This is a genomic window from Simplicispira hankyongi, assembly GCF_003570885.1.
Lineage (GTDB): Bacteria > Pseudomonadota > Gammaproteobacteria > Burkholderiales > Burkholderiaceae_C > Simplicispira > Simplicispira hankyongi.
The window spans coordinates 648,805-675,479 of the sequence record NZ_QXJC01000001.1 but is presented as its reverse complement, the minus strand read 5'-3'; the positions used below and the strand labels follow the sequence as shown (position 1 = coordinate 675,479).

At 65.5% G+C, this 26,675-nt stretch carries 27 protein-coding genes and 1 riboswitch; of the genes, 14 read left to right on the top strand and 13 right to left on the bottom strand.

Annotation, left to right across the window (positions count from 1 at the left end):
• Positions 1-162: 162 nt before the first annotated feature.
• Positions 163-567 carry a GlcG/HbpS family heme-binding protein gene (locus D3F03_RS03035; RefSeq protein ID WP_119107859.1) on the top strand — a complete coding sequence of 135 codons (405 nt, stop codon included), beginning with the start codon at positions 163-165 and terminating at the stop codon, positions 565-567.
• Between the two features lie 136 nt (positions 568-703).
• Here the strand turns inward: D3F03_RS03035 and hemP are convergent, their stop codons facing one another.
• From hemP to fnr, 10 genes are all read right to left on the bottom strand, one after another.
• Positions 704-937, bottom strand: a complete 234-nt coding sequence (gene hemP, locus D3F03_RS03030; RefSeq protein ID WP_199665396.1) for a hemin uptake protein HemP — start codon at positions 935-937, stop codon at positions 704-706.
• A 73-nt stretch (positions 938-1,010) separates the two neighbouring features.
• Complete coding sequence (locus tag D3F03_RS03025) at positions 1,011-1,421, bottom strand: ExbD/TolR family protein (RefSeq protein ID WP_119107858.1); 411 nt, start codon at positions 1,419-1,421, stop codon at positions 1,011-1,013.
• Between the two features lie 2 nt (positions 1,422-1,423).
• The gene (locus D3F03_RS03020; protein ID WP_119107857.1) at positions 1,424-2,140 is read right to left on the bottom strand and encodes a MotA/TolQ/ExbB proton channel family protein; all 717 of its coding nucleotides are present in this window, start codon (positions 2,138-2,140) and stop codon (positions 1,424-1,426) included.
• Positions 2,141-2,163: 23 nt separating this feature from the next.
• Entirely contained in the window at positions 2,164-2,868 is a 705-nt protein-coding gene (locus D3F03_RS03015; protein WP_425453060.1) for an energy transducer TonB, read from the bottom strand.
• 138 nt (positions 2,869-3,006) lie between these two features.
• Entirely contained in the window at positions 3,007-3,249 is a 243-nt protein-coding gene (locus D3F03_RS03010; protein ID WP_119107856.1) for a (2Fe-2S)-binding protein, read from the bottom strand.
• A gap of 74 nt (positions 3,250-3,323) precedes the next feature.
• Positions 3,324-4,475 (bottom strand): alpha-hydroxy acid oxidase, encoded by a 1,152-nt coding sequence (locus tag D3F03_RS03005; protein ID WP_119107855.1) that lies wholly within the window; start codon positions 4,473-4,475, stop codon positions 3,324-3,326.
• A 66-nt stretch (positions 4,476-4,541) separates the two neighbouring features.
• Positions 4,542-5,231, bottom strand: a complete 690-nt coding sequence (locus D3F03_RS03000; protein ID WP_119107854.1) for a Fe2+-dependent dioxygenase — start codon at positions 5,229-5,231, stop codon at positions 4,542-4,544.
• A gap of 15 nt (positions 5,232-5,246) precedes the next feature.
• The gene (locus D3F03_RS02995) at positions 5,247-7,370 is read right to left on the bottom strand and encodes a TonB-dependent receptor (protein ID WP_119108542.1); all 2,124 of its coding nucleotides are present in this window, start codon (positions 7,368-7,370) and stop codon (positions 5,247-5,249) included.
• Positions 7,371-7,691: 321 nt separating this feature from the next.
• Entirely contained in the window at positions 7,692-8,003 is a 312-nt protein-coding gene (locus D3F03_RS02990) for an SWIB/MDM2 domain-containing protein (RefSeq protein ID WP_119107853.1), read from the bottom strand.
• Between the two features lie 139 nt (positions 8,004-8,142).
• Positions 8,143-8,952, bottom strand: coding sequence for a fumarate/nitrate reduction transcriptional regulator Fnr (gene fnr, locus D3F03_RS02985; RefSeq protein WP_245960481.1), 810 nt, complete (start codon positions 8,950-8,952; stop codon positions 8,143-8,145).
• A gap of 123 nt (positions 8,953-9,075) precedes the next feature.
• Between fnr and hemN the strand changes: the two genes are divergently transcribed.
• The 4 genes from hemN (at position 9,076) to D3F03_RS02965 (ending at position 15,037) form a co-directional block, all read left to right on the top strand.
• On the top strand, positions 9,076-10,458 hold the full coding sequence (gene hemN, locus D3F03_RS02980; RefSeq protein WP_119107852.1) for an oxygen-independent coproporphyrinogen III oxidase: 1,383 nt from the start codon (positions 9,076-9,078) through the stop codon (positions 10,456-10,458).
• Between the two features lies 1 nt (position 10,459).
• Positions 10,460-11,194: a sulfite exporter TauE/SafE family protein gene (locus tag D3F03_RS02975; RefSeq protein WP_119107851.1), complete on the top strand. Its 735-nt coding sequence runs from the start codon at positions 10,460-10,462 to the stop codon at positions 11,192-11,194.
• A gap of 118 nt (positions 11,195-11,312) precedes the next feature.
• On the top strand, positions 11,313-12,599 hold the full coding sequence (locus D3F03_RS02970) for an HD-GYP domain-containing protein (RefSeq protein WP_245960480.1): 1,287 nt from the start codon (positions 11,313-11,315) through the stop codon (positions 12,597-12,599).
• Positions 12,596-15,037 (top strand): sensor domain-containing protein, encoded by a 2,442-nt coding sequence (locus D3F03_RS02965; protein WP_119107849.1) that lies wholly within the window; start codon positions 12,596-12,598, stop codon positions 15,035-15,037. The genes D3F03_RS02970 and D3F03_RS02965 overlap by 4 nt, the downstream gene beginning before the upstream one ends.
• Here the strand turns inward: D3F03_RS02965 and D3F03_RS02960 are convergent.
• The 3 genes from D3F03_RS02960 to D3F03_RS02950 all read right to left on the bottom strand — a co-directional run bounded on the left by D3F03_RS02960 (position 15,004) and on the right by D3F03_RS02950 (position 16,704).
• Positions 15,004-15,825 carry a sulfite exporter TauE/SafE family protein gene (locus D3F03_RS02960; RefSeq protein ID WP_425453059.1) on the bottom strand — a complete coding sequence of 274 codons (822 nt, stop codon included), beginning with the start codon at positions 15,823-15,825 and terminating at the stop codon, positions 15,004-15,006. The genes D3F03_RS02965 and D3F03_RS02960 overlap by 34 nt on opposite strands.
• A gap of 304 nt (positions 15,826-16,129) precedes the next feature.
• Positions 16,130-16,483: a cell division protein ZapA gene (locus D3F03_RS02955; protein WP_119107848.1), complete on the bottom strand. Its 354-nt coding sequence runs from the start codon at positions 16,481-16,483 to the stop codon at positions 16,130-16,132.
• Between the two features lie 8 nt (positions 16,484-16,491).
• Positions 16,492-16,704: a DUF904 domain-containing protein gene (locus tag D3F03_RS02950; RefSeq protein ID WP_119108539.1), complete on the bottom strand. Its 213-nt coding sequence runs from the start codon at positions 16,702-16,704 to the stop codon at positions 16,492-16,494.
• Between the two features lie 146 nt (positions 16,705-16,850).
• A riboswitch (cobalamin riboswitch) is annotated at positions 16,851-17,090 on the top strand.
• Between the two features lie 79 nt (positions 17,091-17,169).
• On the opposite strand from D3F03_RS02950, the gene D3F03_RS02945 reads away from it, so the two are divergent.
• From D3F03_RS02945 to D3F03_RS02905, 9 genes are all read left to right on the top strand, one after another.
• On the top strand, positions 17,170-19,086 hold the full coding sequence (locus D3F03_RS02945) for a TonB-dependent receptor domain-containing protein (protein ID WP_119107847.1): 1,917 nt from the start codon (positions 17,170-17,172) through the stop codon (positions 19,084-19,086).
• 163 nt (positions 19,087-19,249) lie between these two features.
• Complete coding sequence (locus tag D3F03_RS02940) at positions 19,250-20,575, top strand: cobyrinic acid a,c-diamide synthase CobB (RefSeq protein WP_119107846.1); 1,326 nt, start codon at positions 19,250-19,252, stop codon at positions 20,573-20,575.
• Complete coding sequence (locus D3F03_RS02935) at positions 20,572-21,159, top strand: bifunctional adenosylcobinamide kinase/adenosylcobinamide-phosphate guanylyltransferase (protein WP_119107845.1); 588 nt, start codon at positions 20,572-20,574, stop codon at positions 21,157-21,159. Before D3F03_RS02940 ends, D3F03_RS02935 begins: the two co-directional genes overlap by 4 nt.
• Positions 21,156-22,064 (top strand): ABC transporter substrate-binding protein, encoded by a 909-nt coding sequence (locus tag D3F03_RS02930; RefSeq protein WP_119107844.1) that lies wholly within the window; start codon positions 21,156-21,158, stop codon positions 22,062-22,064. Before D3F03_RS02935 ends, D3F03_RS02930 begins: the two co-directional genes overlap by 4 nt.
• Positions 22,061-23,182 (top strand): FecCD family ABC transporter permease, encoded by a 1,122-nt coding sequence (locus D3F03_RS02925; protein WP_119107843.1) that lies wholly within the window; start codon positions 22,061-22,063, stop codon positions 23,180-23,182. Before D3F03_RS02930 ends, D3F03_RS02925 begins: the two co-directional genes overlap by 4 nt.
• Before the next feature lie 62 nt (positions 23,183-23,244).
• A complete protein-coding gene (locus tag D3F03_RS02920) occupies positions 23,245-23,979 on the top strand; it encodes an ABC transporter ATP-binding protein (protein ID WP_425453086.1) in 735 nt (244 codons plus the stop codon).
• Positions 23,980-23,989: 10 nt separating this feature from the next.
• The gene (cobO, locus tag D3F03_RS02915; RefSeq protein WP_119107842.1) at positions 23,990-24,559 is read left to right on the top strand and encodes a cob(I)yrinic acid a,c-diamide adenosyltransferase; all 570 of its coding nucleotides are present in this window, start codon (positions 23,990-23,992) and stop codon (positions 24,557-24,559) included.
• A 14-nt stretch (positions 24,560-24,573) separates the two neighbouring features.
• Positions 24,574-25,650 carry an adenosylcobinamide-phosphate synthase CbiB gene (gene cbiB / locus D3F03_RS02910; RefSeq protein ID WP_119107841.1) on the top strand — a complete coding sequence of 359 codons (1,077 nt, stop codon included), beginning with the start codon at positions 24,574-24,576 and terminating at the stop codon, positions 25,648-25,650.
• Positions 25,650-26,651 (top strand): aminotransferase class I/II-fold pyridoxal phosphate-dependent enzyme, encoded by a 1,002-nt coding sequence (locus D3F03_RS02905; protein WP_119107840.1) that lies wholly within the window; start codon positions 25,650-25,652, stop codon positions 26,649-26,651. The genes cbiB and D3F03_RS02905 overlap by 1 nt, the downstream gene beginning before the upstream one ends.
• The last annotated feature ends 24 nt before the right edge of the window (positions 26,652-26,675 follow it).

Genomic DNA, 26,675 nt, shown 5'->3' with positions numbered 1-26,675 from the left:
TTGCAAGGCGTGGGCATTGCCTTTGCCATCAATCGATGCAATGGGCTTGTTTTGGTCATGATTCTTTTACCCGGCGTTTGGTTCCCTGCGCATGCAGGCCCCGCTATGCTCCAACGCCTCGGCCTCGCTCTTTCGGCCCGGCTACTTTTTAGGAACGTCTGCATGAAAACCACCACCGAACTTGAACTCGTCGACATTCGCAAAATTGCGGCAGGCGCGGAAGCCGAGGCGCTGGCCAACGGCTGGGCGGTCACGATTGCCATCGTGGATGCGGGCGGCCACCTGCTGTGGTTGCAGCGCCTGGACGGTGCGGCACCGCTTTCGGCACACATTGCGCCCGGCAAGGCCCGCACGGCGGCATTGGGGCGGCGCGAGAGCAAAACCTACGAAGACATGGTCAATGGCGGCCGCGTGTCCTTCCTGAGCGCTCCTGGCGCCGAGGCGCTGCTTGAAGGCGGCGTGCCCATCCTGCAGGGCGGCAACTGTCTGGGCGCGGTGGGCGTGAGCGGCGTGAAGTCGAACGAAGACGTGCAGATTGCCCGCGCAGGCATTGCCGCGCTGGGCTGAAGCGGCCAACTGGCAGCGCAACGCTGCCACGTGGGGGGAAAAAAGCCTGGCTACAAGGGCAGGGCCCGCTGGCTGGCAAACAACGACATGTGCCCCCTGGCACTGGAGTCGCCCCACGATGAAACGAGATCAGGAACTATTTGGTCAGGATGAGCTTGCCTTGCCGTGTGGCCTGCAATTGGTAGACACCGCCGTTGTGCGCAATGTGCACGCGTTTGTTGCCTTGCAGCAGTTCGGCGCTCTGCCAGGTGAAGCACGGCTGCGCGGTGTTGCTGCACACGGGCGTCGGGCGCATGGCGCTATCGTTCTTGTGGGTAGCGGTGGCGCAGGAGTCCGGTGATTCGGCGGCAAGGGTTTGCAATGTTGGCATTCGCTAATGATATTGATTCGCATTCATTTGGTCAATGCCTTGTGCGATTTTTTTGTCTACAGGAGCGCGTGTCCTAGGGCTTGGGCTCGGTGACAAACCCGATCTTGCGCACACCGGCGCGCTGGGCCGCGGCCAGGGCCAGCGCCACACGTTCGTAGCGCACATTCTTGTCGCCGCTGAGGTGCAGTTCGGGCTGCGGCGTCTGCACGGCGGCCGCCTGCAGGCGCTGCTCCAGTGCCTCGTCGCTGAGGGCTGTGCCGTCGAGCGCATAGCTGCCGTCCGCCTGCACCGACAGGCGCAGGGTTTCAGGTTTGACCTGTTCGGCCTGCACGCTCGCTTTCGGCAAATCGACGCTGACCGAGTGCTTCATGACAGGCACCGTGATGATGAAGATGATAAGCAGCACCAGCATCACGTCGACCAGCGGCGTCATGTTGATTTCGTTCATCACTTCGTCGGTGTCGTCCTGGGTGCCGAAGGCCATGCTCAGACTCCCTTTTTGAGCGGCAGCACCTTGCCAGCGTCGCCGCCTGAAACGCGCGCACCGGTGACGAAATACGCGTGCAGGTCGTGGGCGAAGCTGTTCATGCGCACCAGAATGTGCTTGTTGCCGCGCACCAGTGCGTTGTAGCCGAGCACGGCGGGAATGGCCACGGCCAGGCCGAGCGCCGTCATGATCAAGGCCTCGCCGACGGGGCCGGCCACCTTGTCAATCGTCGATTGGCCTGAGGTGCCGATGGCGATCAAGGCATGGTAAATGCCCCAGACGGTGCCGAACAGCCCGAGGAACGGGGCGGTGGAGCCTACCGACGCGAGGATGGCCAGGCCCGATTGCAGGCGGGCCGTGAATTCGTCGATGCTGTTGCGCAGGCTCCCGGTGACCCAGTCGCTCACATCCAGGCTCTCGTGCAACTGGCCCTTGGTATTGCGGTGGTGCGCTGTGGCCTCGCGCCCTTCGATGGCCAGTGCGCGAAACGGGTTTGCCGGGTCAGTGCCCAGCGTGGCGAGTGCTGCCGCAAAATCGTCGCTGTGCCAGAACGTCTGAACTGCACGGGCGTCGCGCTTGAAGCGCACGATGTCAAGCGCCTTGATGGCGATGACAGCCCAGGTGGCCAGGGACATCAGCAGCAGCAGCAGCGCGACGCCTCGCGTGATCAGGTCGCCCTGGTTCCAGAGGTTGGCCAAGCCGAATTGCGATTCCATGAAAACTCCTGAAGATCCGTTAATTATTCGAGAACGAAGTTGATCGGCACGAGGTACCACATGGTCTCGGCGACGCCATTGCGCTTGCCCGGTACGAAGCGCCAGCGCAGAACGGTGTCGTGGGCCTGCCGGTCCAGCCGGTCAAAACCGCTCGATTGCTTGATTTCCACCTGTTCCGGCCGCCCATCGGCGCTGATGAGCACGCGCAGCACCACCTTGCCCTGTTCGCCCATGCGCTTGCTGATCGATGGGTAGGCGGGAGCCGGATTGTTCAGGTAGGCCGCGTTGCTCGACGGCAGATCAATGCGGGGTGGCGCCGGTGGTACGGGAGGTGCCGGCGGCGCAGGCGGTGCCGACGGCGCATTGGTGGGTGCGGGCGTCGGCACCGGCGCGCTCACCACGGGAGCCTCCGGTGCCGCGTTGGCGATGGGGGTCGGGCTGGGCAGTGGTGTGTGAACCGGTGCCGGTCTGGGGGTAGGTTTGGTGTGCTGGCTCACCGGAACGGGCGGTGGCGCTGCGGGCTTGGGCGGCGGTGGGGCGGGAGGTGCCGGCGGTGCGACGAACTCGCTCAGCAGCACCGCGGGAACGATGACTTCTATCGGCCGCTGGTGGCTCAACCCAGCTTGCAGCGCCCACAAGGCAGCGCCATGCGCCAAGGCAATGCCGGCGAAGACTGCGGCATTGCGTTTGCTGTGCGATACGGGTGAAAAATGATCAGAAGACATCAAAAAGAATAGCTGCCAGCGCACACGGTACATACGCTGGCAGCCAATTTTGCTACCAATTCAGCGCCTAAAAATCCAGGAAAGTGCCAAGCCTACGGCGGCCAGCGACAGGCAGAGCGCGAATGCCAGCATGCCCAAGTCTCAGGCTGCGCAGGCGCAAGTCCCGCCTTGCGCGCAGGCGCAGGCAAGCTGAGATTCATTGCGCACGGCCGCTACCGGGCTGTCGGCGCTGCATTGTGCAACCACCTCGCGGACGCAATTCTCGCACCGGCCGCACTGGGTGGCCACGCCCAGCTCCCATTGAATTTCGTCAAAGCCCATGCCAGCCTTGGCATGGCGGGCAATTTCGCGGTCGGAAATTCGGCGGCAAACGCAGACGATCATGGCAACAGGCCGCAGGGGCCGAAAGGTGCTGAGGTGGTTTATTATAAATACGAATCGGTCGCATTAGCAAATTTTTAAACGACTGCCGCCGTTGGTGCCGGTGCCAGCGCCGCGCGGCTGATGCCGCCGAGCGTGGCGCAACCGGTGAGCGCCATGGCCACTTCCAACTCGTCGCGCAGCACGCGCAGCACGTGGGCCACGCCCGCTGCGCCGGCGTGCGCCAGGCCCCAGACCACTGGGCGGCCGACCAGCACCGCCGTGGCGCCCAGCGCCAGGGCCTTGAACACATCGGTGCCCCGTCGCACGCCGCCATCGACCAGCAGCGGCAGTGCGCCGCCCACGGCGTCGGCAATGCGGGGCAGGGCGCTGGCAGTGCTGAGCGCGGTGTCCAGTGTGCGGCCACCGTGGTTGGAGACGATCAGGCCGGCGACACCCTGGGCAGCGGCAAGCCGCGCGTCTTCTGGATGCAACACGCCTTTGAGCAGCACCGGCAAGCGGGTTTGCGCCTGCAGCCAGGCGACGTCGTCCCAGGTGGGGGCGTGCTGGAGCAGGCCGTCGAACAGGGCACTCTGGCCAGCGCCCAGGCGCATTGGTGGCGGTGCCGCCATGGCGCTCACGTTGGCGGCGCGGATGCCGGGCGGCAGCGCGAAACCGGCGCGACGCTCGCGGTCGCGCACGCCGCTGGTCGGCGCGTCCACGGTGAGTACCAGGGCTTCGCAGCCGGCCGCCTCCGCGCGGGCAATCAGCTCACGCACCAGAGCGCGGTCGTGCTGCAGATACAACTGCAGCCAGAGCGGGCCGGCGGACCGCTCGCCCACCATGGCCGCGGCCACCGCTTCCAGCGTGGTGCTCGATTGCATGCTCAGCACCATGCCGGCGCCAAGGGCCGCCGCCGCCCAGGCCGTGGCGATTTCGCCGTCCGGGTGCGCCAGGCACTGGTACGCCACGGGTGCGAGCAGGATCGGGTGGGCAAGCTCACGGCCGAGCAGCGTGCAGCGGGTGTGTCCACCGGCCAGCGGGCGCAGCACGCGCGGCAGCAATGCGATGCTGTCCCAGGCGTGGCGGTTGGCGTGGAGGGTGTGCTCGTCCCCCGCGCCACCGCTGAAATAGGCCCAGGCATTGGCGTCCAGCCGCGCCCGTGCATGGCGTTCGTGGTCGGCCAAGGTCAGCGTGCCGGGGGCCAGCGCCTCCCGTTGCGGGGTGCGAGAAGAATTTAGAGTCAAAATGGCCTCTAACGCTTATGGGTATTGTGCAAGCAGCTATCAAAATAAGAACAATTTCGGGTGGCAGGCCTAGGCGTCCGCCCACATGCGCAGCAGGTTGTGGTAGGTGCCCGTGAGGCCCACCACAGCGCTGTCGCTTTCACCCACACGCTGGCGCAGGCGCAGCAAATCCATGTCCATGGCGAACAGCAACTCGCGCTGCTCGGTGCTGCGCACCATGCTCTGCACCCAGAAGAAGCTGGCGATGCGGGCGCCGCGCGTCACCGGCGCCACCTGATGCACCGTGGAGCCGGGGTAGAGGATGGCGTCGCCGGCCGGCAGCTTGATGCGCTGGTCGCCCCCCGGCTGCGCGATCAGCAGTTCGCCGCCGTCGTATTCCTGCGGATCGCTCAGAAAAACGGTGCACGAGAGGTCGCTGCGCACCCATTCGCCCGTGGCCTGGGAGCGCAGCACGGCGCCGTCAACGTGGGCGCCGTAGAAGTTGGTGTCGCCGCTGTAGCGGTTGAACAGCGGGTTGAAAATTTTGCGCGGCAGCGCAGCGGAGAAGAACAGTGGGTCTCGCTGCAAGGCGGCCAGCACGAGGGGGCGCAGGGTGCTGGCCGCTTCGCTGGTTTGCGCCAACTGCTGGTTGCGCTTGTGCGCCAGCGCCTGGGTGCCGGCGCTGGTGCGCCCGTCCACCCAGGGCGCGTCGTCCCCCAGCAGGCCACGCATTTGCGCGACTTCTTCTGCCATGAGCAGGTTCTTGATGTGCAAAAACATGGCCTGCAGGCTTTCTTAGAAGCGCGTCTTGACCGTCAGCTGTGCGCTGCGGGCGGCGCCTGGGGCGTAGAAGCCGCGGTACAGCGTGTCGGCATAGAGCTTGTTGGTGAGGTTGGTAACGTTGAGCTTGAGGCTGGTCTTGTCGTTCACGGTGTATTCCACCATGGCGTCCACCACGGCAAAACTGCCGGCCGTGACCGAGCGCTGGCCGTCCGGGTTCTGCTCGCCACGGTAGTTCACGCCCGCGCCGAGGCGCCACTGCGGCGCCACGGCATAGGTGGTCCAGAGGCTGCCGCTGTGGCGTGGTGTCAGGCCCGGCCGGTCGCCCTTCACTTGGGCGCCACCGTCGCCGGCTGCAAGCGCTACGTTGCTCTCGTCAATCCTGGCGCTGGGAATCCAGGTGTGGTTGAAGAACACTTCCCATTTGGGCGTGATGCGGCCGGCCAGGTTGAATTCCATGCCTGCGGCGTGGCGCTTGCCTGAGAGAAGTTCCTGGGTAGCGGCCGAATCCGGATCGGTGTTGCGCTCGTTATATTTCTCGCTGTAGAAGGCCGCGACGCTGAGCAGTGCCCGCTTGCCCCACAGGTCGAACTTGCCGCCGATCTCGAAATTGCGGCTCTTCTCGGGTGGCGTGTTGGAGGCGCGTGCCGTACTGTTATTGACGCTCAGGCCGAACTGGTAGGTGTCGCCCGAGGTGTTGTAGGAGGTGCCGTAGGAAGCGTAGTACGAGCTGCTGTCGTTCGGCTGGTAGATGATGCCGACGCGCGGACTCCAGAGGCCGTCCGAGCGCTCATTCGACAGCGCCATAGGCGTGTGGTACGAGGCCTTGAAGTCGTCGTAGCGCAGGCCGCCGAGGAGCTTGACGGTGTCGGTCACTGACACAGTGTCCTGCGCATACAAGCCGACGTTGCTCGCGTCGAAGGTGTTGAACGTCGGCTCGCCGCGCGGCGTGGGGCGTACGGCGCCGTCGTCGGGCGTGCCCACGGTGGTGTCGGGCATGCTGCCCGTGCCGGTGTAGCGCTGGTCGCGCTTGGCATCGTCGTGGTAAAGGTCCACGCCAGCGATCAGCGCGTGCTTGCGGCCGCCCCAGTTGAAGGTGTTGGTGTAGTCGCTTTGCAGTTGCGTCAGCTCGCTGATGCCCAGGCGCCCTTTGGGCGAGCGGGTGATCACGGTGCTGTCGCTCAGGTTGTCCTGCGTGGTGCCGGCGGCGAAGCGCACGGCGCTGGCCAGCAGGTCGCGCTCGTAGCGGCCGTGGCGCAGGCGCGTCTTGAGTTCGCCGTTGTCATCAAACCGATGCGTGTGCGCCAGCGTGACGTACTGCGCCGAGGTGTCGAGCTTGTCGCTGGCCAGTCCGTAGTAGTTGCGCGCCGGCAGTGAAGGCACCAGCTTGCCGTCGTTGAGGAACCACGGGTGGTTGTAAAGCGGCCGCCCCTCGATATCGAGCGAATACAGGCCCACCGAGAACTCATCGCGCGTGCCAATGCCCCAGCTGTAGGTGGGGGCGATGCCGAGCTTGCGCTGTTTGGCGCCGTAGTTCTTTTCGTCGTGCACCAGTGCGTTGAGGCGAAAGGCGGCGTTCTCGCCCGTGAGAAAGTTGAAGTCCCCCGTCAGCCGGTTTTCCTGGCCGGTGCCCAGCGTGTAGCTGATTTCGTGCTGGTCCATCAGCAGCGGCATCTTGTTGACCTGGTTGACCACGCCGCCGGTCGAGCCTTTGCCAAACAGCATGGAGGCCGAGCCCTTGAGCACCTCGACGCTGTCGTTGTTGAAGGTGTCGCGCTCGTAGAGCGGGGCGTCCTTCATGCCATCCACATAAATGTCGCCGGCCTGGCCAAGCGAGAACCCGCGCAGGCGGATGTCTTCCTCGCCGGTCTCGCCCGCCTGGAAGGTGACGCCTGCCGTGCTGCGCAGCACGTCGCGAAAGTCGTCCTGGTTGCGGTCGGTCATGAGCCGCTCGGTGAATACGGTCACGCTCTGCGGAATGTCGCGCAGGGCCTGTTTGCCTTTGCCGATGGTGGTGGTGGCGGGCTTGAGCGTGTCTTTGTTCTGGATGTCTGCGCTGCCCTTGACGGTGACGGTGGGGAGCTGCGCGCCGGTCGTGGGCGCGGTTTGCGCCCAGCCGCTGCAGGTTGCCAGCAGCATCAAGGCCCCCAGCGGAATCAAGGCCTTGTCGGCGCCTGCTGTTGAAGGTGCCGTCGAGACGGGTTGGGAAGGGGGACGCGGTGTGCGAGCGTGGGCCAAAAGGGTTCTCCGGTTGCTGTGGACTTGGGTCTTGGTGGGCGTGGGCCCATCAGGCGCAAGAAGCAGTGGCTGGGAAAACCGTGGCTGTGCCTCGTGACAGAGTATTATTCTAAATCAAATGAGATTTATTCGCGTTAACAATGATGCTGATTTCCAACAGCATTGGTGCGCATGGCGTGAAAAAGCCGGCAAAAGCCGGCCTGAGTGTGAGCGCAAAGCGCCTTATTTCACGTGCTTACCGATGAGGCCCGCCATTTCGAACATCGAGACTTGCGGTTTGCCGAACACTTCCTTGAGCTTGGCGTCGGCATTGATCATGCGCTTGTTGGCGGCGTCCTGCAGGTTGTGCGCCTTGATGTAGACCCACAGCTTGCTGATGATTTCGGTGCGGGGCAGCGGTGCAGCGCCTACGACGGCAGCCAAGGCCGGGCTGGGCGTGAGGGCCTTCATGAAGGCGGCGTTGGGGGTGCGCTTCTTTGCGGGAGCGGCCGTCTTGGCGCCGGCAGCGGCCGGGGCTTTTTTTGCAGTTGCCATGTTGGTTTTTTCCTGGTTGGGTGTTCGATGGACCAGCGAAAACCTGTTTCTCCACTGGCAGAGGGATGCTAATGGCAAAAAAACGGGTTTCCAAGCGCAGACAGGGTTTTTTTGCGTCTGTGTGTAGCGCCGGGGACGGTTATCGGAATTCCTGCTGGCTGTTGACGATGCGCTTGAGCGCCTCGGGGTCCTGTATGCGCACATGGCGCTGCTTGACTTCGACAATGCCTTCTTCGACAAACTTCGAGAAGGTGCGGCTTACGGTTTCCAGCTTCAGGCCGAGGTAGCTGCCGATCTCTTCTCGCGTCATGCGCAGCACCAGCTCGCTTTGTGAAAAACCGCGCGCGTGCAGGCGCTGCACCAGGTTCAGCAGGAAGGCGGCAAGACGCTCTTCCGCGCGCATGCTGCCCAAAAGCAGCATGACGCCATGCTCGCGTACGATTTCGCGGCTCATGATCTTGTGCACATGGTGCTGCAAGGCGGTGACTTCACGCGAAATCTCTTCGATACGGTCAAACGGCATGACGCACACTTCGGCGTCCTCCAAGGCCACGGCGTCGCAGCTGTGGTGGTCGTTGACGATGCCATCGAGCCCGATGATCTCGCCCGCCATCTGAAAACCCGTCACCTGATCGCGTCCGTCCTCGGTGGCCACGCAGGTCTTGAAAAAACCCGTGCGAATCGCGTAGAGCGATGTGAATGCCTCGCCGTTGCGGAACAGCATGCCGCCGCGCTTGATTTTGCGCCGCACCGCCACCACATCATCCACGCGCTCCATTTGCTCGCTCGACAGTCCCACGGGCAGACAGAGCTCACGCAGATTGCAGTTGGAACAGGCAACGCGGAAGGTTGACGATGCGTCCTGGATGGGAATGTGCGCAATATCGCTTGTCGGCAAGGCTTTTGCCGCAGCGGGTTGCCGAGCCGTGGGTGTGCTGGATGCTGACATACATCAAATTATGAACTATTGCAGTCTGTACCTTCAAACCCCAAGGGGCGCCGTCCATTCTTGATTATGGTCAAGAAGCTGCGTTCTACTGTGGGGCACAGTAGCGCCTCTCCAGGAGAATCCATGACCGTTGCCACGCCAGAATTGCTGACCCGTTTCGATGTTTCCGGACCGCGGTACACCTCGTACCCGACGGCCGACCGGTTTGTAGAGGCGTTTGGCGAGAACGACTATGTGCTGGCCTTGAAGCAGCGCCATCTGGGCAGCGCAGCAAAGGCGATGCCTTTGTCCATCTACGTGCACATCCCGTTTTGCGAGTCGCTGTGCTACTACTGCGCCTGCAACAAGATCATCACCAAGCACCACGACCGTGCCGACGTGTACCTGCGCTACCTGAGCCGGGAGATTGACTTGCACACGGCGCATTGCGGCACCGGCCAGATTGTGAGCCAGCTGCACCTCGGTGGCGGCACACCCACGTTTTTGTCCGATGACGGATTGCGCGAACTGATGGACATGCTGCGGCGCAGCTTCACGCTGGTGTCGGGCGGCGAATATTCCATTGAGGTGGACCCGCGTACCGTAGACGCCGGGCGGCTCAAGGTGCTGGCGGAACTGGGCTTCAATCGACTGAGCTTTGGCGTGCAGGATTTCGATCCAGACGTGCAAAAGGCGGTGCACCGCATCCAGCCGGCCGAGCAGGTGTTCGCCCTGGTGGAATCTGCACGCACCATTGGTTTTGATTCCATCAACGTCGATCTGATTTATGGCCTGCCCAAGCAGACGCCTGAGTCCTTCGACCGCACGCTGGAGCAGATCAAGGAATTGCGCCCGGACCGTATTGCCTTGTATGCCTATGCCCATCTGCCTGAGCGTTTCAAGCCACAGCGGCGTATTGTGTGGGCCGATCTTCCCATGGGGTCGGCCAAGGTTTCCATGCTCTCGCGCTCGCTTGATGCCCTGACGGACGCTGGCTATGTGTACGTGGGAATGGACCATTTCGCCCTTCCCGAAGATGCGCTGGCCGTTGCCAAGCGGCAAGGGCGCCTGCACCGCAACTTCCAGGGCTACAGCACACAGCCCGATTGCGACCTTATCGGGCTCGGGGTGTCGGCCATTGGACGGGTGGGGGCGACCTACAGCCAGAATGCCAAGACGCTTGAGGATTACTACGACCGGCTTAACCAGGGGCATTTGCCCATCGTGCGCGGCTTGGCGCTTTCGCGGGACGACCTGGTGCGCCGCGCGGTGATCATGGCCATCATGTGCCAAGGCGCCTTGAACATCGAATCGGTTGAGCAGTCCTGGCTGATCGACTTTCGCCAATATTTCGCACGCGAGCTGGAGCAGCTTGTCGAAATGGAGCAGCAGGGCTTGGTCGCCTTGAAGCCCGACGGCGTTGAAGTCACGTCGATGGGCTGGTATTTCGTGCGCGGCATTGCCATGGTGTTCGACCGTTACCTGCAGTCCGATCGCAACCGCGCGCGCTTCTCGCGCATCATCTGACGTGCTCGGCTCGCTGGCCTGGACAGCGTTGGCGATGGGCCTCGTCGGAGGCTCCCACTGCCTGGTCATGTGCGCAGCGCCATGCAGTGCCGTGACGCGCCCGACCTTACCGGCCGGCACCGCCTCAATGGCAAGCGCCGACGTTCAGCCGTTGCATTGGCAAAGCCCGCGCGGCGCCCGCAGGCGCCTGATGGCCTACCACCTGGGGCGGCTTTGTGGCTATGCCAGCGCGGGCGCGCTGATTGCATTTGCGATGCAGAGTTTTGCCTGGGTGACGCAGCAGGCGTCTGCCTTTCGTCAGGTCTGGATCCTCATGCACGTCGCGGTGCTGGCCTGGGGGCTGATGATGCTTCTGCTGGCGCGCCAGCCCGCCTGGGTCGAGGCGGCAGGGCGATCCGTGTGGGGACGCGTGCGGCCTCTGGTGGACGCCCCCGGTGGGGTATTCGCCACAGGTTTCCTCTGGGCGCTGATGCCCTGTGGTCTGCTGTATTCGGCGTTGCTTGTGGCGGCGCTTAGCGGCGGCGCCCTGCAAGGGGCGGTCACTATGGCCATGTTTGCCGTGGGCAGCGGCCTGTGGCTGCTGGCTGGGCCTTGGGCTTGGCTGGCACTGCGCCAGCGCGCCAACCGGTTGCGTGCCGACTGGGGTACCCGACTGGGCGGGCTGCTGCTGTGCGGCATCGCAGCCTGGGCGCTGTGGCACGACCTGATAATCCGCCCCTCGCTCATTTGTCAATAGCAAACATACTGCATCAGTGTTGCGTTGAAGCTGCATTTGCAAGTAAATGCGCGAATCGTTTGCGTTTTGTCACCCGATAATAGTTTCCACTTTGCACGTGGATGTGCGAAGGCACTATGTGAACACATCCATTGAAATTCCCATTGACCAACTGCGCGTTGGCATGTTCATCCAGTTGGATCTCAACTGGATGCAGCACCCATTTCCGCTGGGTAGTTTTCGCATTGCCTCGCAGGAACAAATAGACACTGTCCGGAGCCTGGGGCTGCCCACCGTGCGTTACCTGCCCGCCCGCAGCGACCCAGAATTTCACCGCTCTTCCACTGAGCCAGTGCGCAGCGATGACCGGACACAGGCAGGGACCGAGGAAGCGCAACACAACGTGCGCGATGAAGCGGCTGAGCAGTTGAAGCTGCAATTGCTGGCGCAGCACGCGGCGCTTTCAGCCTGTGACCAACAGTTTCTGGCCGCTACCCGAACTTGTCTTCGCGTGGGTTCTGTGGCGGACAAGCAGCCTTTGGACGCACGTGCCCAAAGCGAAGCCCTGGTGGGCCGTTGCGTGGATGGGCTTTTGGTCAACGGTGACTCGGTGATTCGGTTGTTGTCTGAGGGGGTAGGCGAACGCAATGCGCTGCATCCTGTGAATGTCATGGTGCTCAGCTTGCTGCTGGGCAAGGCGCAAGGGGCTGGCCCTGGGGATCTGCGCGCCATTGGCTTGGTCGCTTTGCTGCACGACATCGGGAAGTCGCGCATGCCCCCGCACCAATGGGTGCGCACCAAGGACATGGCGTTGGGCGATCTGCTGGGCTATCAGAAGCACGTGGGCTATTCGATCGACATAGGCCGGCGAATGGAGTTGCCTGCAGCCGTGCTGGACGGCATTGCACAGCACCACGAGATGGTCGATGGCAGCGGTTTCCCCATGGGGCTTCGCGGCGAGGCGATTGGAAATGCCGGGCGCATCGTGGGTCTTGTCAACTACTACGACCGCTTGTGCAACCCGGTGCATGGAGTAGAGGCGCTTACGCCCCATGAGGCGCTGTCTGTCATTTTTGCCAAATGCAAGACGCAATTTGATTCTCAGGTGTTGGGCGTCTTTATCCGCATGATGGGCGTGTACCCGCCGGGCTCTGTGGTGCAACTCGTCAACGACCGCTATGCCATTGTGGTGTCGGTCAATTCTTCGCGTCCGCTGCGACCGCGCGTGATCGTGCACGATCCGGCGATTCCCAAGGAGCAGGCACTCATCCTGGATCTTGAAACAGTGCCTGAACTGGGCATTCGCCGCAGCCTCAAACCTACCCAACTGCCGCGCGAGGCCTTGGACTATCTCTCGCCACGCAAGCGCATCTGCTACTTTTTCGAGCGTGCGGTCGATGCACAAGGCATGAAAGCGACGCCGTGAGCCGAACCGCCATCGATCCGTCATGGCACAACGCATTTGACGACCTGCAAGAGGCCGTCTGGGTGGTGGACGCAAGCGCACGCAACATCGTGTTTGCCAATCCCAGCGCCGCGAGCTTGCTGGGGCTGCCGCGTGAGGAATTGCAAGGCGCCTCAGTCGAGCGCTTTGCTGCAACGCCGCAAGATCATCTGTTCTGGACCGATACCCGGCAGGTGGTGGCCGACGGCATTGAATCGATGACCGTGGTGTTGCGCGCCGATGGCGAACTGGTGCCTGTCATGCGCCGTGTCACGCCGCTGACCATGGCTCCCGGCCTTGGTTCGATGTTGGTGACCATGCTTGATTTGAGCGAGCGCCAGCGCGCTGAGCGAGAGCTCGAACGCCTCTTGGCAGAGCTGCGCGCCACATTGGATTCCGTCGCCGATGGCATTCTGGTCTGCGGTCTCGACGGACACATTCGTGCATTCAACCACCGTCTGGTCAGCATTTGGCACCTGCCGCAGGCGCTGTTATTGCGCCGCGATGATGCAGCACTGCATGCCTATCTCGCGAGTCGGGTCATGGCGCCCGGACCGTACCAGGACCGACTCAATGAGATAGCGCGCGACCCGGCAACGCCCTCGCGTGACGTTTTGGAACTGCACGGCGGCCAGATTGTGGAGCGGCGCTGCGTTCCGCAACTCAGCCATGGCAGTGTGACGGGGCGGGTGTACTCGTTTCGGGATATCACCGAACAAACGCAGTCGGAGGCCGCACTGCGCATCGCGTCGCTGACCTTTGAGGCAAGCCCGTATGCCATTTTTGTTGCTGATGCAAGGCAGGTAGTCACCCAGGTCAACCCTCAGTTCGAGCGGCTCATGGGCATTCCCATCGCCGGCATCCTGGGCCGCCCGGCAGCGGGCCTGTTTGGCACATCGGGCGGGCCGGCTTTCATGGAGCAAGTGCAGCTCGCCTGGCAGAACAACTTGGTGTGGGAGGGTGAATTGACCTTGCCACGCGCCTCGCACGGCGACTGCGCTGTGCAATTGGCCTGGGTGGCGCTGCGCGATGCGGCTGGCAACATCGGGCAAAGTATCGGTTTTGTGCGTGACCTCACGCAGCACCATGCGGCACGCAAGCGCATTGACGAACTGGCCTACAGCGATGTGCTCACCGGCCTGCCCAATCGCCTGCAGCTGTCGCAGCGCGTCGAGTCGGCATTGCGCGGCGCACGGCCAGGGCAGGCCGGATTTGCCATCCTCGTGCTGGATCTGGACCGCTTCAAGATCATCAACGATTCGCTGGGGCATGCGTTTGGGGACCGGGTGCTGCGCCTCGTTGCAGCGCGGCTGCAGATTTGCCTGCGCCAGACCGACATGTTGTGCCGTCTGGGCGGGGACGAATTTGTCGCCTATATTCACGCCAGCGACAGCGCTGCCGCGGAAAACGTGGCGCGGCGCATGTTGCAGGAGATGTTGCTGCCCTATTCGCTCGATGGCATGAGCTTTTCCATCCAGTGCAGTATCGGTGTTGCGCTGTATCCGCAGGATGGTATGTCGCTGGACGAACTGATCAAACAGGCGGACTCGGCGATGTACCGCGTCAAGGAGCGCGGGCGAGGCAATTTCGGCTTCTATCAGCCGCAGATGAATGCCAACCTGTTGGCTCGCATGAAGCTCGAACACGCGATGCGCCAAGCCCTTGGCCGCCACGCCATGCAGGTGCACTACCAGCCACAGGTGGAGATGGGCTCGGGCCGCATCGTCGGTGTGGAGGCGCTGCTGCGCTGGACGGATGAAGAAATGGGCGTGGTGTCTCCCGCCACCTTTATTCCCCTGGCCGAAGATACGGGCTACATCGTCACACTCGGCGCCTGGGTCCTGGAGCAGTCCGTGATGCAGGCGGCCCACTGGGCACGCGCCGGCTTGTCGCTTGTGGTGTCGGTCAATGTGTCGGCGCTCGAGCTCAGGCAGGCGGATTTTGTGGAACGTATCGCCAAGTTGTTGCAGGAGCATCGCTTGCCCGCTCACTGTCTCGAACTGGAGCTCACCGAATCCATGCTGCTTCAAGATGCCCAGGAAGCAGCACAGCGCTTGCATGCACTTGCAGACCTTGGCATTGCACTGGCGATTGATGATTTTGGTACCGGGTATTCAAGTCTGGCGTATCTTAAAAACCTGCCCATCGATAAGCTCAAGATCGACCAATCTTTTGTACGCGGCCTGCCGGACGACGAGGGCGACTGCGCCATTGTCAGTGCCATCGTGCACTTGGGCCAGGCGCTCAAATTCACGGTGGTGGCCGAGGGTGTGGAAACCCAGGCGCAGCGCAGTAGCCTGCAATCCATGCATTGCAGCCACTACCAGGGATACCTGTGTGCTGCGGCCATGACCGCCCCCGATTTCGAGCAGTGGCTGGCTTCGGCTCAGCCCGCCCTGAGTCCCTTCCAGAGCATGTAGGCTGCCAGGCCGAACAGCAGGCTGGCAAACACGCGCTTGAGCTGCGCCACGGGCAACTGGTGTGCCACCCGGGCGCCTAGCGGTGCGGTGAGCACGCTGCACAGGGCCACCGCCGCCAGTGCGGGTAGCCAGACGTAACCCAATGCAGCAGGCGGCAGCCCTGTCTCGGAGCGACCGGCCAGCACGTATCCGAGCACGTTGACCACCGCAATGGGAAAACCGAGCGCCGCGCTGGTAGCCACAGCGCTGTGGATAGGTACGTTGCACCAGGTCATGAAGGGAACGCTGACGAAGCCGCCCCCGGCGCCCACCAGGCCCGAGAGAAAGCCGATGCCGCCGCCGGCGGCGAGCTGTCCAGCGGTTCCGGGGAGCTGCCTGCTGGCTGCAGGCTTGGTTCCGCGCAGCATCTGCAGCGCAGAGAAACTCACAAAAATGGCGAAGACGATGGCCAGGACTGAACCACGCAACAGTGAAAACATGCCCAGACTGGCGGCCAGACCGCCCATCACGATGCCCGGTGCCAGGCGCTGTGCAATGTCCCAGCGCACCGCGCCGCGCCTGTGGTGGGCGCGCATGCTGGAGAGTGAGGTGAACATGATGGTGGCCATGGACGTCGCAATCGCCATCTTCACGGCAAGACCGGGGGCCACGCCTTGCAGGCCAATGATGTAGGTAAGAAAAGGCACCAGCAGCATGCCGCCGCCAATGCCCAACAGGCCTGCGAGAAGCCCTGTGAACAGGCCGAGCACGGCCAAACCAGCCAAAAGGGTGAGCGAAATGGACATCATCACAGGAGGAAATGAACCGAGGGGGGCGCCAGACTTGCGCTGCCTGGGGCGGGTCGCAACGCTTGGTGGCTCAAGGCATAGGTGTCTGCGGATGCCGCCGAGCCGGCATCCTGAACCGGGGGTTCAGGTGGGCGAGGGCAGCCTGACGTTGGGTTCATCTGACGCGAGATGATCACGCTCACCAAGCAATGTACCAAGCCCGGGCTCTATGAGCATTGGTTCAAGGAATTACAACCCGACAGCACCGCAGACCGCTTGATTGTAGGCTTGGCACGGCACCGGCGTCGCACGGATGCACAAGGTTTCAGAAAAGCCGTCCGTCTGCGCCGAGCGCGTCGTCCAGGCGCTTGACCAGGGCTTCAAGGCGTTCGCTGTCGCTGGGGGGGAGTGCACTTTCGGACGAATCGGCTTGCTGCGACGGCGCAGCAGATGCCGAGGGATGAGCCAATTCAGCGGCCTCGCGGTCGGCAAGATCAAACGCCAGATTGAGCGCGGCCAATACCGCAATGCGCTCGCGGGCGCGCACCTTGCCGGCGTCGCGGATGGCGGTCATGGCGGTGTCCACGCGCTCCACGGCGTCGAGCAGGCGCGCTTCGCGTCCCTCGGGGCAACCGAGCAGGTAGCTCTGCTGCATGATTTGCACTTCCAGCTGTTTCATGGCGCGTCCTATTCTTCTGCAGGCGGCGGGGGCAGGCGTTCAATCAGGGCATCCACACGGGCGCGCGCGGCCTGCAAACGTGAGCGCAGCGAATCGCGCTCCTGCGTCAGCGTGGCAACCTGGTCCGTCAGAAGGGCGATGGTGCGTTCAGACTGCTCGTGGCGCACGAGCAGTTGCTCTACGCGTTTGGCAATCCGATCGAAGGGTGACGAAGAGTCCATGGACATAGCCGAACAATTGTAGGCGGTGCGCTCCGAAATACGCTTTGTCGGCGTCTAGAAATCTGTGCCCGAGGAGTTCTTCAGATGGGATGGGCGTCCCAAGGCCTTCGGCCGTGTTCGAGGCAAGCAACAGAGGGGGCACCATGTCGTAAACTCTACCCGTTGGTGCTCGCGCCGTGGTTCGCACGTCGCAGTTCAACGGGAAGCAGGGAGGAGGGTGCCGTCCACGGTGCCGCCGAGCCTGCGCTGCCCCCGCAACGGTCAGCGGCCGAATCTTTCGATTCACCTTTCACACCCAGTGCCACTGGGCGCCTTGAACAAGCGCCTGGGAAGGCCGTGAAAGGCGCGCCGCCAGCCCGGATACCGGCCAACACGGTGGTTGCGCACGCCTTGCGGTGGGTGCGGCCGTTTCACCCATACGCTGGCGGGGAAGCCGGCACGGGTTGTCTGTTTTCTTTGTTCCCCATGAAAAATCGCTCTTCCCGTGTGCGCCGTGCGGCTGCGCTGTGCCTGTCTCCCGCTGTCTTTTCTGCGCTGTCCTTGTTGGCCATGCAAGTGGCGCGTGCGCAGCAGGCTGCCCCCATACAGGTCGCGCAGAACCTGCGTGCACCGCAGCTCGAAGAAACCGTTGTCACGGCCACGCGCACCGAGCAGCCTCTGTCAGATCTGGTGGCCGACGTCTCCATCGTGGACCGCGAGACGATCGAGTCCAGCGGTGCGACGGGTATCGCCGACGTGCTGGCGCGACTGCCCGGCGTCGAGATGACGCGCAACGGAGGTTTAGGCAATGCGGCCAGCGTGTACCTGCGCGGCGCTGAGCAGCGCTTTACGGCCGTCTATATCGATGGTGTGCGCGTCGATTCGCAATCCACCGGCGGCGCCCTGTGGGAGCAAATTCCGCTCGCGCAGATCGAGCGTATCGAAGTGCTGCGCGGCCCGGCTGCTGCGGTGTATGGGTCGGATGCCATTGGCGGTGTCATCCAGCTCTTTACGCGCAAGGGCGAAGGCCCGGCGGCGCCTTATGTGGGTGTGGGCCTGGGCAACCAGGGCACGCGCAAGATCGAGGCTGGCGTGAGTGGCACGGCCGGGCCGGATGGCGCACTCGACTACGCCGTGGGCCTGGCGCATGCGCGCAGCAGCGGCTTTGACAGCAAGACCAGCGGCGTGCACAACCCGGATGACGACGGCTATCACAGCACCAGTGGCAGTGCGCGTGTGGACTACCGCGTCAACGCGCAGCACAAGATCGGCGCCAGCCTCCTGAGCAGTCGCCTTGATTCTGGTTATGACGCGTATGGCTACTTGCCCTCCGCGCCCGTGGACGACCGCAACCAACACCGCTTGCAGACGGTGGGTGCGCATTGGGACGCGCAGTGGAGCGATGTGTACAGCACCCGTGTCTCGGTAAGCGATTCGGCCAGCCGCTACGCAACCACGCCGTCCCTCTACCTGACCGAAACGGACCTGCGCGGTTACCTGTGGCAAAACGAGTGGCGCCTGGGCGCGCACCGTCTGAGCGCCGCGCTCGAGCGCCGCGAAGACCATCTGGACAACCCGGCGCTGGACGCCTACAGCGTGGGCCTCTCGCGCGGCCGCTCGCAGGATGCGCTGGCCCTGGGCTATGGCTACCACACCGGCGCACACACAGTGCAAGCCAACCTGCGCCACGACAGCGACAGCGAATTCGGCGGCAAGGGCACCGGCAGCCTGTCGTATGGCTACGCCTTTGCGCCAAGCTGGCGCGCCACGGCGTCGGCGGGCACGGCGTTCCGCGCGCCAACGCTGTACCAGCGCTTCAGCCAGTACGGCGACGCCTCGCTGCAACCCGAGACCAGCCGCAACGTCGAGCTGGGCCTGCGCTATGCCAGCGGCACCAGCGCCTTCTCGGCCGTGGCGTACCGCAACCGCGTGACCAACCTCATCAACTTTGCGGCAGGCGGCACCTGCGGCCAGGCATTTGGCTGCTACCTCAACACCGGCAACGCCGAATACAGCGGCATCACGCTGGCGGGCTCCTACAAGCTCGCGGGTGTGCAACTGCACGGCTCGGTGGACTTCCAGGACCCGCACGACCGCGATACGGGCAAGCAACTCGCCCGCCGCGCCAAGCGCCACGCCACGCTGGGCGCCGACACGGTGCTTTCCGGCTGGACCCTGGGTGCGGAAATGCAGGCCTCGGGCCGCCGCTTTGACAACGCGGCCAATACCAAGGTGCTGGGCGGCTACACGCTGTTCAACCTGGTCGCCAGCACCCGCATCGCCCGCGACTACACGCTGCTGGCCCGCATCGACAACGCGGCCGACAAAAACTACGAAACCGCAGGCACCTACGCCACCGGCGGGCGCCAGCTCTATATCGGCCTGAAGTGGGAGCCATTGTGAGCTCAACCCCCTGTGGCGCTTCGCGCCTTCCCCCTTCTCTCACGCTTCGCGTGGGAAGGGGGACGCCGCCGGTGCGGCGGGGCGGCCCTTGCACGGCGGCCCGCGCCTGGTGCGGGCTAGGATCAAGCGTTGTGGGGGTTATCCAACGCCAGGAGTTTGTGTGATGACGCGCTGCCCCGCACTTCTGGTGGCCGCTCCGGCCTCGGGCCAGGGCAAGACCACGGTGGTGGCGGCCCTGGCGCGCCTGCATGCGCGCCAGGGGCGGCGCGTGCGCGTGTTCAAGTGCGGGCCGGATTTTCTCGACCCGCACTGGCACCAGCTCGCCAGCGGCACGCCCGTGCATTCGCTCGATTTGTGGATCAACGGCGCCGAGGATTGCGCCGCGCGCCTGCATGCCGCTGCGTGCGATGCCGACCTGGTGCTCATCGAAGGTGTCATGGGACTGTTTGACGGCGAGCCCAGTGCCGCCGATCTGGCGCGACACTTTGGCGTGCCGGTGCTGGCGGTTGTCGATGCCTCGGCCATGGCCGGCACCTTTGGCGCGCTGGCGCATGGCCTACGGCACTACCAGCCGGACTTGCCTTGGGCGGGTGTGCTGGCCAACCGCGTGGCGGGCGAGCGCCATGCCGAGATGCTGCAACGCGGGCTGCGTGAGCCGGCCGACTGGCTGGGCGCCTTGCCGCGCGTGGCATTGGAGAATGCCGCCCTGCTGCCCGAGCGCCACCTGGGCCTGGTGGCGGCACACGAACTGCCGGATGCGCTGGCCCGGCTGGACGCCGCCGCCGATGCGTTGGCCGCCACACCGTTGGGGCAAATGGATTTGGTCGAACTGCAGCGCTGGGCGGTGGATTTCCCGGCGCCGCCCGACCGTCTGCCCGTGCCCCCACTGCTGGCTGGCCGCACGGTGGCCGTGGCGCGCGACGCGGCGTTCAGCTTCATCTACCCGGCCAACCTCGATACCCTGGCGCAGCTTGGCGCCCAAGTGCGGTTTTTCTCGCCACTGGCGGGCGATGCCTTGCCTGCTTGCGATGCCGTGTGGCTGCCCGGCGGTTACCCCGAGCTGCACGCGGCGCAACTTGCCGCCAACCGGGGCCTGCAAGACGGCCTGCGCGCCCATCTGGCCGCAGACAAACCCCTGTGGGCCGAATGCGGCGGCATGCTGGCGCTGTTCGAGTCGCTGCGCCTGCAAGACGGCAGCGTGCAAGCCATGTGGGGCCTGCTGCCCGGCACAGCGGCCATGCAAGCGCGCCTGGCGTCGCTCGGGCCGCGGCAACTGGATTTGGCGGGCCAGATGCTGCGCGGCCACAGCTTCCATTACTCGACCGCCGACTGCAGCGCCCCGGTGCTCGTTCGCAGCAGCCGGCCCGGCGGAGCAGATGCAGACGGCGAGCCGCTGTTCGCCTTGGGCAGCCTGCGTGCCAGCTACTTCCACGCCTGGTTTGCCTCGAACCCGGTGGCGGTTGCGCAGTTGCTCGGAGGCGCAGCATGAGCCTCTCCGTGGTCCGCAGCGAGCTGATTTTGGGTGGCCAGAAAAGCGGCAAATCGCGCCGCGCCGAGGCGCTGGCGGCCCAATGGCTGGCGGCCAGCCCCGCGCACCGCGCGCTGTTGATTGCTACCGCAGAGGCGCACGACGAGGAAATGCGCCAGCGCATTGCCCGCCACCAGAGCGACCGCGCCGCGCGCGTGCCGCGCATGCAGACGCTGGAGGAGCCGCGCGATGTGGCGGGTGCCCTGGCGCAGCACGGCGCGCCGGATACGCTCATCGTTGTGGATTGCCTGACGCTGTGGCTGACCCACTGGCTATTTCGGCACGATAAAAATTTTGATAAAAAAGAGGCTCTAACGAACGGCTGGCGTGCGCAAGCAGCTCTCTTTTTTGAAGTATTGGCGAAAACCCCTGGGCCCGTTGTTCTGGTGGGCAACGAGATCGGCCTGGGGGTCATTCCCATGGGACGCGAAGTGCGCGCCTTTGTCGATGCGCTGGGCCTCTTGAACCAGCAGGCGGCGCAGGCCTGCGAGCGCGTCACGCTGATGGCGGCCGGGCTGCCGCTCACCTTGAAAGACCCGCCATGAAACCCACGCCCATCAAACGCATTCTCGCGGTGCTGGCCGTGTTGTTGGTGCTGGTGCTGCTCATGGCCACGCTGGCGCAGGCTGCGCCCATCAGCGTGGTGGACGATCGGGGCCGAACCGTCACGCTGGCCCACCCGCCCGAGCGCATCGTCAGCCTGCTGCCCTCGCTGACGGAGACCGTGTGCGCGCTCGGTGCCTGCGAGCGCCTGGTGGGCGTGGACCGCTATTCCAACTGGCCTGCGCAGGTGGTGCGACTGCCCGTGGTGGGTGGCGGGCTGGACCCGAACATCGAGGCCATCGTGGCGCTGCGGCCCGACGTGGTGCTGATGGCGACCTCGTCGCGCGCCCAGGCGCAGCTCGAATCCTTGGGCGTGAAAGTGGTGGCGCTGGAGCCTAAGACGCACGCCGACGTGCAGCGCGTGCTCGGCAAGGTGGGCCAGGTGCTGGGCGTGGCGGATGCGCAGCAGGTCTGGCGCGTGATTGATGCAGGCGTGCAGGCCGCCGCCCAGTCGGTGCCCGCCTCGGCGCGCGGCACGCGGGTGTATTTCGAAGTCAACAGCGGGCCGTACGCGGCAGGCCCGTCCTCCTTCATTGGCGAGACGCTTGCGCGGCTGGGGGCCCGCAACATTGTTCCCGCGGCGCTCGGGCCTTTCCCCAAACTCAACCCTGAATTCGTGGTGCGCGCCGACCCTGACCTCATCATGGTCGGTGCGCGCAGCGCCGAGGGCCTGACCGCGCGCCCCGGCTGGAGCCAGATGCGCGCGCTGCGGGACGGCCGGCTGTGCCGGTTTGACGCAGCGCAGTCCGACGTGCTGATCCGCCCCGGCCCGCGCATGGCCGAAGCGGCCCGCCTGATGGCGACCTGCCTCACCGACAAAGCGCCCAGCAAAGAAGTGCGACGATGAGCGCCGTCATGCCCCTGCCGCCCGCCACCTTGCCCACCTGTGCCAGCACCGTGCACGCACGGCGCGGCCGCTGGCTGGCGCTGGTGCTCATCGCTCTGGCGCTGGGCCTGTTCGTGCTGGGCACGGCGGTGGGCAGCAGCGGGTTTGAAAACCTCCTGCCCGCGCTGTGGAACCCGCAGGGCGACAGCGCGGCGCACGCCATGGCGCAGAAAATCGTCTGGGACATTCGCCTGCCGCGCACGCTCGGCGCCTGGTGTGCAGGCGCGCTGCTCGGGCTGGCGGGTGCGGTGGCGCAGGGGCTGTTTCGCAACCCGCTGGCCGACCCGTACCTGCTGGGCAGTGCCTCGGGCGCCTCGCTGGGCGTGGCGCTGGCGCTGGCCCTGATGGGCGGCGGCGCCGGCATGCTGGGCGGGGCGCAAAGCGCCATCACCGTCTCGGTGTATTCCAGCCACTGGCTGGTGCGCCTGGGCCTCACCGGCGCGGCCTTTGTGGGCGCCGTGCTGGCGGTGCTGCTGACGCTGGTGCTGGCGCGCGGCGTGCAGCACACGCTGCGCCTGCTGCTGGCCGGTGTGGTGGTGGGCGTGGTGCTGGGGGCGCTCACCTCGCTCATCTTGCTGCTGTCGCCCGATTCGCTGCAGGCCATGCAGGCGTTTTTGCTGGGCTCCACCGGCTTTGTCGGCTGGACTTCCTGCGTGCTGATGGCGGGTGTGTGGCTGCTGTGCCTGGTGGTGGCCTGGCTGCTGGCGCGTGGGCTCGATGGCCTGGCGCTGGGCGAAGCCACCGCCCTGAGCCTGGGGCTGCGGCTGGCGCCGCTGCGCGCCGCGCTGGTGGCGGTGCTGGCGCTGGCCACGGGCACCGCAGTGGCGCAGACGGGTTTGATTGCCTTTGTCGGCCTGGCGGCGCCGCACCTGGTGCGCGCCGCCGCTCCGGTGCCGCACGGGCGGCTGATGCTGCTCTCCAGCCTGATGGGCGGCGCGCTGCTCGCCGGCGCCGACCTGCTCGCGCGTGGGCTGCTCGCGCCGCAGGAGCTGCCCGTGGGCGTGCTCACCGCCGTGCTCGGCGGCGGCTATTTGCTGTGGCTGATGCACCGGCGCACATCCCCTGGGGGGCTGTTGTGATTGCTACTGAAAAAATAGCTATTGGCGCAGATCAGGTAAGCGCTGGAATAGGAAAACGCTCCATATTGCACGGCATCACGCTGCCGCTGGCGGCGGGCCGCTGGACCAGCATCGTCGGCCCCAACGGCGCGGGCAAATCGACCTTGCTCAAGGTGCTGGCTGGGCTGCTGCCGGCGCAGACGGGGCAAGTGCAACTGTTTGGCCGCGTTCTGCACGACTGGCAGCCCCGCGAACGCGCCCGGCAGATGGCCTGGCTGGGCCAGAACGAAGCGGCGGCCGATGACCTGACGGTGCTTGATGTGGCGCTGCTGGGCCGTCTGCCGCACCAGGGCTGGCTGCAGCCGCCCAGCGCGGCCGACCATGCCGCCGCCGAAGCGGCGTTGCGCCAGACGCAGGCCTGGGCCTGGCGCGAGCGCCCGCTGGGCCAGCTCTCGGGCGGCGAGCGCCAGCGCGTGCTGCTGGCGCGCGCCCTGGCCGTGAACGCTCCGGTGCTGCTGATGGATGAGCCGCTGGCCAACCTTGATCCGCCGCACCAGGCCGATTGGCTGCTGCTGGTGCGCAGCCTGGTGGCACGCGGCTGCACGGTGGTCAGCGTGCTGCATGAGCTGTCGATGGCGCTGCAGACCGATGACGTGGCCGTGCTGCAGGACGGCCGCCTGCAGCACCACGGCGCCGCGCGCGACCCGGCCACGCACCGTGCGCTGGAGGCCGTGTTCGACCAGCGCATCACCATCCACCGCGTGCAGGGCCAGTGGCTGGCCTTGCCCCGCCTGCACGCCCCTGAAGCTGTCGTCTGACAAGGACTCCATGGAAATCGAAACCGCACCCACCGAGAAAAATTACGCAAAACCGGAAGGCGAGCGCCGAGGTTTGGTCATCGTGAACACCGGCGACGGCAAGGGCAAAAGCACCGCCGCCTTTGGCTTGGCACTGCGTGCGCACGGGCGCGGCAAGGTGGTGCGCATCTTCCAGTTCATGAAGGTGCCCAGCGCGCGCTTTGGCGAGCACCGCGTGTTCGAGCAGCTCGGCATTCCCATCGAGGGGCTGGGCGACGGCTTTTCGTGGAAGAGCAAAGACCTGGAGCACTCGGCGCAGCTGGCGCGCGACGGCTGGGACAGGGCGCGCGCCGCCATCGCCTCGGGCGATCACTTCCTGGTGGTGCTCGACGAAATCACCTACCCGCTGATCTACGGCTGGCTGCCGCTCGAACCCGTGCTGGAGACGCTGCGCACGCGGCCCAAAGACGTGCATGTGGTGCTCACCGGCCGCCGCTGCCCGCCGGAGATCATCGCGCTGGCCGACACCGTGACCGAGATGGCGCTGATCAAGCATGCCTTCCAGGCGGGCATTCCGGCGCAGCGTGGGATTGAGGACTGAACGGCCCCCGTTGCATGCCCTGGTACTGGCTCCATCCCCTCGCGGCACATCCTGGTTTTGGTGGCGCCTGCCTGGCGCTGGCCGTGCTCGTGGCGCTGGCGGTGGACCGCCTCTGGGGCGAGCCGCCTGCGCGCTGGCACCCGGTGGTGTGGATGGGCCGCGCCCTGGAGGCCTGCGGAGCGCGCATCGCACCGGCTGCCGAGACCCAGCAATGCTTCAAGCATTTTTGGCTTGCAGCGCTTGTCTGGTGTGCCTTGGCAGCTCTTGTAACGATAGCAGCCGCCATTTTGCAAGGCGTGGTGCTGTGGCTCAGTGTCCCGGCGCCTGCCCATCCCCCGGGGCTGGATATTGAAGGCGTTGGCATGGCGGGTGCGCAAGCGGTGCAAACGGCCTTGGTCACCGTGCTGACGGCCACGGCGCTGGGCCTGCTGCTCAAGCCGATGCTGGCGCTGGCCGCGCTGCAAGGCGAAGTGCGCGCCGTGGAAACTGCTCTGGGTGAATCGCTGCAGGCGGGCCGTGCGCGCCTGGCCTGGGTGGTCAGCCGCGAGGTGGACCGGCTCAGTGCCGATGAAGTGCGCCAGAGCGCCATCGAATCGTTGGCCGAAAACCTGAACGATTCGGTGGTGGCGCCCCTGTTCTGGTTCGCGCTGGCGGGCCTGCCCGGCGCGGTGCTGTACCGATTTTCCAATACCGCCGACGCCATGTGGGGCTACCCCGGCATGCGCGGCGGCCGCTACTGGCAATGGGCCGGCAAATGGGCGGCACGGGCCGACGATGTGCTCTCGTGGCTGCCGGCGCGGCTGACGGCTCTGCTGCTGGCGCTGATGGCCGGGGGCGTGCCGCTGCGCAGGTTGGCGCAGGAAGCCCGCAAGACCCCGTCGCCCAACAGCGGCTGGCCCATGGCGGCGATGGCGCTGGCGCTGGGCGTGCGGCTGACCAAGCCAGGCGTGTACCAGCTCCATGCGGCGGGCCGCGTGCCCACGGCGCACGATGCTGCGCGTGCGCAGAATTTGGTGTCAAAAGTGGCTCTAGCGATTGTCCTGATTGCGCTGTCAGCTATTGTTTTGGTAGTTTTCTGTAGGGGTTCCTGATGCCGAATGCATGCCTCATGCACGGCGGCCCCGATGTCCAGGGCGTGCCGCTGCACGACTTTTCCACCAACGCCAACGCCTGCGGTCCGTGCCCCGAGGCGCTGGCCGCCGTGCAGCAGGCCGATGCCACGCGCTACCCCGACCCGGCCTACGCCGCCTTGCGCGCGCAGTTGGCCGCCTTTCACGGCGTGGCGCCCGCACGCATCGTGCTGGCGGGCAGCGCCAGCGAATTCATCCACCGCATCACCGCATTGGCCGCTCAGCGCGGTGTGCGCGCCGTGGCCGTACCCCAGCATGGCTACGGCGACTACGCCCAGGCCGCCCGCGCCTGGGGCTTGGCGGTGCGGCACGCGCCTGGGGTGGGCGCGGCGCTGCACTGGGCCTGCGAGCCCTCCAGCCCGCTGGGCCGGGACGATACGGCCCTGGCGGCCTGGCTGCGGGAGGGCGGCGGGGCCGAGGAACTGCGCGTGCTCGACTGCGCCTATAACCCCCTGCGCCTTGAAGGCCATGCGCCGCCGCCGGGGCGCCTGGGCGGTCTCTGGCAACTGTGGACACCCAACAAGGCCCTGGGCCTGACGGGCGTGCGCGCGGCCTACGCCATCGCACCGCAGGGCAGCGAAACCGATGCTGCGGCCCTCGTGGCACTGGCCCCGTCCTGGCCCGTGGGTGCGCACGGCGTGGCGCTGCTGCAGGCCTGGGCGCAGCCGCGCACGCAGCGCTGGCTGGCCGACTGCCTGCCCGTGCTGCGCGACTGGAAGGCGCGCCAGGTGGCATTGTGTGCCGCCATGGGCTGGCAGGTGCTGCCCGGCAGCCAGGCCAATTACTTCTGCGCGCGGCCACCGGGTGCCGCCCGGCCCGAACGGCTGCGCGACTTGCGCGCGCAGGGCATCAAGCTGCGCGATACCACGTCCTTCGGTCTGACCGGCTGGTATCGGCTGGGCGTTCTGGGGCCACAGGCCCAGGAGGCCTTGCTGGCAGCGGTGTCTGGCACCGGGTGGTGACAATACGCCCCCGTGTCGATGTGT

What these genes read in the sequence shown, in the direction of transcription:
- D3F03_RS03035 (WP_119107859.1), top strand. Translation starts at nt 163, where the DNA reads ATGAAAACCACCACCGAACTTGAACTCGTCGACATTCGCAAAATTGCG.
- hemP (WP_199665396.1), bottom strand. Translation starts at nt 937, where the DNA reads ATGCCAACATTGCAAACCCTTGCCGCCGAATCACCGGACTCCTGCGCC.
- D3F03_RS03025 (WP_119107858.1), bottom strand. Translation starts at nt 1,421, where the DNA reads ATGGCCTTCGGCACCCAGGACGACACCGACGAAGTGATGAACGAAATC.
- D3F03_RS03020 (WP_119107857.1), bottom strand. Translation starts at nt 2,140, where the DNA reads ATGGAATCGCAATTCGGCTTGGCCAACCTCTGGAACCAGGGCGACCTG.
- D3F03_RS03010 (WP_119107856.1), bottom strand. Translation starts at nt 3,249, where the DNA reads ATGATCGTCTGCGTTTGCCGCCGAATTTCCGACCGCGAAATTGCCCGC.
- D3F03_RS03000 (WP_119107854.1), bottom strand. Translation starts at nt 5,231, where the DNA reads ATGTTTTTGCACATCAAGAACCTGCTCATGGCAGAAGAAGTCGCGCAA.
- D3F03_RS02995 (WP_119108542.1), bottom strand. Translation starts at nt 7,370, where the DNA reads ATGCTGCTGGCAACCTGCAGCGGCTGGGCGCAAACCGCGCCCACGACC.
- D3F03_RS02990 (WP_119107853.1), bottom strand. Translation starts at nt 8,003, where the DNA reads ATGGCAACTGCAAAAAAAGCCCCGGCCGCTGCCGGCGCCAAGACGGCC.
- fnr (WP_245960481.1), bottom strand. Translation starts at nt 8,952, where the DNA reads ATGTCAGCATCCAGCACACCCACGGCTCGGCAACCCGCTGCGGCAAAA.
- hemN (WP_119107852.1), top strand. Translation starts at nt 9,076, where the DNA reads ATGACCGTTGCCACGCCAGAATTGCTGACCCGTTTCGATGTTTCCGGA.
- D3F03_RS02960 (WP_425453059.1), bottom strand. Translation starts at nt 15,825, where the DNA reads ATGATGTCCATTTCGCTCACCCTTTTGGCTGGTTTGGCCGTGCTCGGC.
- D3F03_RS02955 (WP_119107848.1), bottom strand. Translation starts at nt 16,483, where the DNA reads ATGAAACAGCTGGAAGTGCAAATCATGCAGCAGAGCTACCTGCTCGGT.
- D3F03_RS02950 (WP_119108539.1), bottom strand. Translation starts at nt 16,704, where the DNA reads ATGGACTCTTCGTCACCCTTCGATCGGATTGCCAAACGCGTAGAGCAA.
- D3F03_RS02945 (WP_119107847.1), top strand. Translation starts at nt 17,170, where the DNA reads ATGAAAAATCGCTCTTCCCGTGTGCGCCGTGCGGCTGCGCTGTGCCTG.
- D3F03_RS02940 (WP_119107846.1), top strand. Translation starts at nt 19,250, where the DNA reads ATGACGCGCTGCCCCGCACTTCTGGTGGCCGCTCCGGCCTCGGGCCAG.
- D3F03_RS02935 (WP_119107845.1), top strand. Translation starts at nt 20,572, where the DNA reads ATGAGCCTCTCCGTGGTCCGCAGCGAGCTGATTTTGGGTGGCCAGAAA.
- D3F03_RS02930 (WP_119107844.1), top strand. Translation starts at nt 21,156, where the DNA reads ATGAAACCCACGCCCATCAAACGCATTCTCGCGGTGCTGGCCGTGTTG.
- D3F03_RS02925 (WP_119107843.1), top strand. Translation starts at nt 22,061, where the DNA reads ATGAGCGCCGTCATGCCCCTGCCGCCCGCCACCTTGCCCACCTGTGCC.
- cobO (WP_119107842.1), top strand. Translation starts at nt 23,990, where the DNA reads ATGGAAATCGAAACCGCACCCACCGAGAAAAATTACGCAAAACCGGAA.
- cbiB (WP_119107841.1), top strand. Translation starts at nt 24,574, where the DNA reads ATGCCCTGGTACTGGCTCCATCCCCTCGCGGCACATCCTGGTTTTGGT.
- D3F03_RS02905 (WP_119107840.1), top strand. Translation starts at nt 25,650, where the DNA reads ATGCCGAATGCATGCCTCATGCACGGCGGCCCCGATGTCCAGGGCGTG.